The following is a 5,719-nucleotide window of genomic DNA, read 5'->3' as shown; positions in this document are numbered from 1 at the left end:
GGGTAAAGCAAAATGATGATTTAAATCAAATTAGAGAATTTTTATCAAGATTTATGTAATATAATGAAATCAAATTGATAATAAAATCTTAAGGATATGCGTTTAGGTGTCGACATCAGTTCCTAAAAAAACTGAGCAATGGACAGTGTCAGCCTCACAGCGAGTGACAGTCGATCCATTGCTAGACAGTTTAGTATTATTGACCGAATACTTCGGTAGTCCCTGCTCCAGCGAATCGATGGCGGCAGGTCTACCTTTGTCCGGTAGTGTACTTACTCCAGATCTGGTTCCCCAAGCTGCAGGGAGGGCAGGCTTAGCAGCCAAGCTCACTCAAAAAGGCTTGAATCAGATCTCGCCTATATTTTTACCTTGTATCTTGCTACTTAAAGATAAAAAGGCATGCTTACTCCGTGAGTTAGATGTAGAGAAAGACAAAGCTGTTATTCAACTACCAGAAACTGGTGGTGAACAGGTACTGACACTTGAAGATTTAGAGGCGATCTATGTTGGCTATCTTTTTCTTGTAAAGCAGCAGTACCGTGGTGACATGGGCTTTGATGTTCATCAACATGACAGCACAACACATTGGTTAGTGCAGACCCTTAGGGACTCTGCACCTATCTATCGAGATGCGCTACTGGCATCGGTTTTAGTTAACCTATTTGCGTTAGTGTCCCCACTCTTTATCATGAATGTGTATGACAAAGTTGTGCCAAACTTAGCTTTCTCATCACTTTGGGTACTCGCCATAGGCGCGAGTGTCGCTTACATATTTGATCTAATACTAAGACAGCTTCGATCCTACCTTATTGATGTGGCTGGGAAAAAAGTTGATATCATTGTTTCATCCAGGCTATTTGCTAAAGCGATAGGTATACCGCTAGAGAAGCGCTCCCCTAGCGTCGGTGGAATGGCACGGCAACTGGGCGAATTTGACAGCATTAGAGAGATATTAACCTCGGCAACCATCACTACTTTAGTCGATCTCCCTTTTGCCATATTTTTCATGATCATCATTTACGTTGTAGCCGGTGATCTGGCCGTAATACCTCTGATAGGCAGTATGATCATTATTGGTTATACACTAGTCATGCAACCTAAGTTAAAAGCGGCTATTGAAGAGAGTAATAAGTTTTCTAGCTTAAAACACGGACACCTTATTGAGTCTTTAGCGTCTCTAGAATCAATTAAATCTAGTGGTGCAGAGGGTTTAGTGCAAAAAAGTTGGCAGCAGATGATTGGTCATACAGCCAATTGGCAGCTTAAATCTAAAAAGATCTCGACAGCAGTCACTAACTTAGCCAATTTTGTCGTGCAACTTTCTGTTGTTTGTGTCGTGATTTTAGGGGTTTACCGAGTTGCCGATAACGAAATATCTATGGGTGGGATTATTGCGGCGGTGATCCTGTCCAGCAGAGCTATCTCCCCTATGGCGCAGCTAGCAGGCCTTATGACTCGTGGTAACCACACAGCAAGTGCACTACGCCAACTTAACGAGATCATGACTCAAGAAGATGAGTTTGAAAATAAAGGTCATCTTGTAAGCCGTCAACGCTTGCAGGGTAAAATCAGTGCAGACCATATTAGCTTCGCGTATCCTGGCTCTGAAAAGCCAGTACTGCACCCAATGTCTATCAATATTGAGCCCGGAGAGCGTATTGCCATTATTGGCCGCAATGGTTCAGGAAAGAGCACATTGGCTAAAATGCTTGTGGGCCTCTACCAACCAACAAAAGGCAGTCTGCGTTATGACGGTCTTGACTCAGCCCAGATCCACCCTACAGATTTAAGACGTAATTTTGGTTACTTGCCTCAAGATATCACTCTCTTTCACGGCACTATCAGGGACAATATCCTCTTCGGCACTCGTCAAGTCACAGAACATCAATTGATCAGAGCCGTTCAACTCTCTGGGATCAGTCAGTTTACCGATTTAGACAGCGAAGGTTTAGATCAGCAAGTAGGTGAAGGCGGCCAGTCACTCTCACGTGGGCAGAGACAGACCGTAGCCCTCGCTAGAGCAACCCTAAACGATCCTCCAGTGCTCTTAATGGATGAACCTAGTGCGAGCTTAGATGCTAGAGCAGAGAAGCAGTTTATTCATGCAATGCAAAATGTAACCAGAGACAGAACCTTGCTGCTTATTACCCATAAGATGCACCTGTTAAAACTGGTTGACCGAATAGTCGTGTTAGACAGAGGACATGTGGTCATCGATGGACCCAAAGCGGAAGTGCTAGACAAGCTAAGTAAAGGTTTGCTTGCCGGAGGGCAAACCAATGAGTAAAAAACTAACCACTCATGATCTTGAGATGATCGATGATGTTTATGGTGCCATGATGACAGATGCACCAAGCAGTCATAGGTTAATCATCTGGACACTAGTGGCTTTAGCCACATGCTTTTTAATTTGGGCTTTTTTTGCAGAACTTGACCAAGTAACAACTGGCATGGGGAAAGTGATCCCCTCATCTCAAGTCCAGATAATTCAAAGCCTGGATGGCGGCATCATGCAGGAGCTATATGTTCAGGAAGGGATGATAGTTACTAAAGGGCAAGCCTTAGTTCGTATTGACGATACTCGCTTTCGTTCCGACTTTGCTCAGCAAGAGCAAGAGGTCTATAGCCTACAAGCCAACGTAAAACGGTTAGAGACAGAGTTAAATAGTATTGTCATCACCGATATGGCAGCTGATTGGCGCGAACAAGTAAGGATCACTAAGTTACCACTGCAGTTTTCTGCAGAGTTAGCAGAGTTGGAGCCTGAGCTAATCGAACGTCAAAAAGATGAATACTCAGGCCGATTAGACAGCCTAAGCAATCAGTTAGAGATCTTAGCCAGACAGATACAGCAAAGGCAGCAAGAGACACAAGAGTTAGCTTCAAAAATACGTACTCTAACCAAAAGTTACCAATTAGTCTCTCGAGAGCTGTCGCTAACAAGGCCTCTGGCGGATAAAGGCATTGTGCCTGAAGTTGAACTGCTAAAACTCGAACGTACGGTAAATGACATACAAGGTGAGTTAGCCACCCTAAGGCTTCTGCGTCCTAAGGTAAAAGCCTCTCAAGATGAAGCTATTTTAAAGCGACGCGAAGCAGTATTTGCCTTTTCAACTGAAACGCGAACTCAACTGAGCGATCTACAAACTAAACTATCACGCATGAGCGAAGCGCAGGTTGGTGCTCAAGATAAAGTGAATAAGGCGGAGATTGTATCGCCAGTAAACGGGACAATAAAAAGCATTTATATCAATACATTGGGTGGGGTTGTTCAACCTGGCATTGATATTTTAGAAATTGTTCCGTCAGAAGACCAACTGCTTATTGAAACTAAGATAACACCTAAAGATATTGCGTTTTTACACCCTGGTCTTCCAGCCGTAGTCAAAGTCACAGCATATGACTTTACTCGCTACGGAGGGTTGAACGGGACTGTGGAGCACATAAGTGCTGACACATCACAAGATGAGGAGGGGAACAGCTTCTATCTTGTCAAGGTTCGTACTGAACTTTCAAGCTTAACAAGGGACGATGGCACAGAGATGCCGATAATACCAGGGATGTTGACTTCAGTTGATGTTATTACTGGGCAGAGATCCATTCTAGAGTACATACTTAATCCAATTTTAAGGGCAAAAGATACAGCGCTCCGAGAGCGTTAAACCTTAAAGTTCAACCTGGAGGGGTTAACAATGAACACCAGTTCAATTCGGCAGTTAAAACGCAGTGCTTTGGCACTGGCAGTTAGCGCGCTGATTATTCCGGCATCAGCATACAGCCAAACACTGGAGCAAGCCGTAGCACACACATTGGATACAAATCCTGAGATCCGCATAGCCTTTAACCGATTTAAAGCTCGAGAGGAGCAGGTTAATCAAGCTATAGCGGGTTATATGCCAACCGTTGATCTGACTGGCGGTTATGGATGGGAGCAAACCAATAGTCCTTCGACTCGAAGAAAGAAAAACCAAGGTGACGTAGATTCTGACGGTGTTATAGAGTTAGAACGTGGCGAAGCTGGTTTTAGCATCAAACAGATGCTGTTTGATGGTTTCTATACTAGCAGTGAAGTTGATCGATTCAGCTTCGAGGCCAGTGCCGATCAGTGGGCATTATTCTCTGCAGCAGAGGATATGGCACTCGATGTTGCTAAAGTCTACATCAACTATATCCGCACCGAACAGGTGATGACGCTTGCAGAAAAGAACCTGCTTAGCCATCAAGATATCTACGAACAGATCAAGCAAAGAACTGACTCAGGTTTAGGCTCTACAGCTGATCTATCTCAGATAACGGGTCGTTTAGCACGTGCAAACGCTAACCTTATTTCGGCAAAAAATAACTTTTATGACGCTAAAGCGCAGTTTATAAAAGTCGTTGAGTCACAACCAGAAAACTTGATTGTGCCTGTGCCCGATGACGACATGATGCCGGAAGATCTCAATACCAGTATTCAACTGGCTCAAGAGAACCACCCAATTCTAAAGTCGGCGAGTAGCGATATTGAAGCAGCAAAGAATGAGAAATCATCAGCTCAATCTAACTATTATCCTAAGCTGTCTTTAGACTTAGCTGGTAACTGGAATAATGACGTAGATGGCGAAGATGGTTTTAGCAACATTGCTAGCTCAAGTGTAGGTGGTCACAGCAACGATCTGGTTGCTATGGTTCGAATCAAGTACAACCTCTTCTCTGGCGGTAAAGATCTTGCTCGTGAGAAAGAAGCAGCATACAAGATCGGCGAAGCAAAGGAGATCCGTCAACGTGCGCACCGCCAAGTTGTTGAAGGAGTCAACCTTGCTTGGAACGCTTATGAACTGCTTGAACCACAGAAGCTGTACATTCGAGATCATGTGATCGCAGCCAAAGATACACAAGTGGCCTATAGCCAACAGTTTAACTTAGGTCAGCGTACACTGCTCGATCTGCTCGATACTGAAAATGAGCTATTCGAAGCACGTAAAGACTATCTTGAAGCTGAGTATGACCAAGTAATCTCTGAGTACCGAGTGTTAAATGCAACTGGCAGACTATTAGAATCACTAAGAGTCACTCCTCCGGATGTATGGCAAGGTGAACGAAACTACGAAGGAGGGGTTAACTAATGAGAACCTTCATTCTGATATTAAGCGTAACCTTATTGGCTGGCTGCTCGATGAGAGACATTGCCACCATGGATGGGGCAACCACACAGGTTCACGATCTTAACGATAACGACAGAGATGGTGTTATTGTAGCCCGTGAGCGCTGCACTGAAACCGTTGGCGGTGCAACTATCGATAACTATGGTTGCGGGAAAATTAAGCCTATTAATGAACGCCAAGAGCTTAAAATTTTATTTCCTAATGACTCTTATTACATAGATCCTATGTACTATGATCAAGTAGAGATTATCGCGACATTTATGCGCCAGTTTCCTAATACCAAGGTAACTATCGAAGGACATTGTAGTAAAACAGGTTCCTACGAGCATAATTTAGCGCTTTCCCAAAACAGAGCAAACGCAGTCACTACTGCACTAAGCGAACGTTTCGGCATTGAACCTGATAGGTTAACAGCAATTGGATATAGCTTCGATCGACCGATAGATCTTAGCGAAACCGCCATGGCACATACTCGCAATAGACGAGTTATCGCTGAAGTCACTGGCGAAGACACAACTGCTGATATGAAGTGGAATATCTATACGGTAGATGAAGAAGTGAAATAAGGAGCTTAA

4 protein-coding genes are annotated in these 5,719 nt (G+C 43.9%); all 4 read left to right on the top strand.

All coding sequences use genetic code 11. The annotated features are described in order from the left end of the window. Positions 1 to 106: 106 nt before the first annotated feature. Genes SWOO_RS02470 through SWOO_RS02455 form a run of 4 tightly spaced genes read left to right on the top strand, consistent with a single transcriptional unit; the run spans position 107 to position 5,710 of the window. Positions 107 to 2,287, top strand: a complete 2,181-nt coding sequence (locus tag SWOO_RS02470) for a type I secretion system permease/ATPase (protein ID WP_012323123.1) — start codon at positions 107 to 109, stop codon at positions 2,285 to 2,287. After that, positions 2,280 to 3,662 (top strand): HlyD family type I secretion periplasmic adaptor subunit, encoded by a 1,383-nt coding sequence (locus SWOO_RS02465; protein WP_012323122.1) that lies wholly within the window; start codon positions 2,280 to 2,282, stop codon positions 3,660 to 3,662. The genes SWOO_RS02470 and SWOO_RS02465 overlap by 8 nt, the downstream gene beginning before the upstream one ends. A 30-nt stretch (positions 3,663 to 3,692) precedes the next feature. Then, on the top strand, positions 3,693 to 5,105 hold the full coding sequence (locus SWOO_RS02460) for a TolC family outer membrane protein (protein WP_012323121.1): 1,413 nt from the start codon (positions 3,693 to 3,695) through the stop codon (positions 5,103 to 5,105). Beyond that, positions 5,105 to 5,710, top strand: coding sequence for an OmpA family protein (locus tag SWOO_RS02455; protein WP_012323120.1), 606 nt, complete (start codon positions 5,105 to 5,107; stop codon positions 5,708 to 5,710). The genes SWOO_RS02460 and SWOO_RS02455 overlap by 1 nt, the downstream gene beginning before the upstream one ends. Positions 5,711 to 5,719 lie beyond the last annotated feature (9 nt).

Origin of the sequence: Shewanella woodyi ATCC 51908, from assembly GCF_000019525.1 — a bacterium.
Lineage (GTDB): Bacteria > Pseudomonadota > Gammaproteobacteria > Enterobacterales > Shewanellaceae > Shewanella > Shewanella woodyi.
Note: the sequence above shows the minus strand (reverse complement) of the source record. Positions and strands in the feature narration are given on the sequence as shown.

Coding starts and splice junctions, on each gene's coding strand:
- SWOO_RS02465 (WP_012323122.1), top strand. CDS start 2,280: ATGAGTAAAAAACTAACCACTCATGATCTTGAGATGATCGATGATGTT.
- SWOO_RS02460 (WP_012323121.1), top strand. CDS start 3,693: ATGAACACCAGTTCAATTCGGCAGTTAAAACGCAGTGCTTTGGCACTG.
- SWOO_RS02455 (WP_012323120.1), top strand. CDS start 5,105: ATGAGAACCTTCATTCTGATATTAAGCGTAACCTTATTGGCTGGCTGC.